This window comes from Paraburkholderia lacunae, assembly GCF_003353175.1.
Lineage (GTDB): Bacteria > Pseudomonadota > Gammaproteobacteria > Burkholderiales > Burkholderiaceae > Paraburkholderia > Paraburkholderia lacunae.
In genome coordinates, this window is sequence record NZ_QHKS01000095.1 from 1 (window position 1) to 1,133 (window position 1,133).

Genomic DNA, 1,133 nt, shown 5'->3' on the forward strand with positions numbered 1-1,133 from the left:
TGACAACTGGTATGTTCTGGGCCGTTGCGTGTAGCGAGCTTCTCACTGGATTTCTGAGCAACACCTGATCCCATTAATGGTATCTTTGCCCGTTGCGTATTCTTGCGGGCGATCCCAGTGTTTCAACAATTGTTCGGTGCCGCGGTTCCGGCGGCGCTTCGTGGCCCGATGCTGGTCGACGATGTCGGGCTGCCGCGGTTTTGGACCGCAGTCTGGTCGGTAATGTCGGCCGCGCAACTGGCGGATTCCACGCATACGAAGAAACTGCGATATCTGGAGGATCTGTATCAACATGCAGATAATCTCTGCGGCACGAATGCTCTGGACAACGCGCTGACCGAGCTCGACGACGGTGTGCTGGCCCAGATTCTTGAATCGTGGTTCGTTTCCATTCGAAATCAGCCGGTGGTAACAGGTGCCGACGAAAAGCGCTGGCAAACCGGGTTTGGCTTTGTGACGGATGTCGTCACCTGGTTATCGAAGAGCGAGGCCGCTGATGATCGGCTTCAGCGCGTCGAGCAGCGACTGCACAGGCTATCTGCGCTTTATAGCCAGCTTCACGTTCGCCGGGATAATTCGGTTGAGACGGTTCGCTCGTTGCCAGCGAGTGTCGTTGAAGCACTGTATGCGATGCTTGACCCGGAATCTCCACAGAATCCGTTCAGGCGTGACAGGACACGCTGGCGCGTCTTCGTCGCATTTGTGCTGATGCTGCATCAGGGCTTGCGCCGCGGCGAAGTTCTGTTGCTTCCGGCCGACGCCGTCAAAAGTGCCTACGATCACAAGCAACAACGGACGCGTCACTGGCTCAATGTGCAGGAAAACGAATACGAGGACACGGAAGTCGACTCCCGCTATTCAAAGCCCAGCATCAAGAATGTGCACTCGATTCGCCAGGTGCCCGTCAGCGAGTTGACAGCAAGCGTTGTGCAAGGCTACGTCGAAAACTATCGGGGCCGTCCCGATCACTCGTTCCTGCTGAACTCCCAGAGCGACGCTCCGTTGTCGACGGAAACACTGACAAAAGTATTTGCACAGATTACGCGCTGCTTGCCGGTCGAGGTGGTAATGGAGTTGAAGGACCGGACTGGCAAGGATGCAGTTACGCCGCACGATCTGCGCCACTATGTTCC

1 protein-coding gene is annotated in these 1,133 nt (G+C 56.5%); it reads left to right on the forward strand.

Going from position 1 to position 1,133, the window contains the following annotated elements; translation table 11 throughout:
• Nucleotides 1-117: 117 nt before the first annotated feature.
• On the forward strand, nt 118-1,133 hold a 1,016-nt coding region (locus DLM46_RS38885; RefSeq protein ID WP_115110420.1), incomplete at its 3' end, for a site-specific integrase.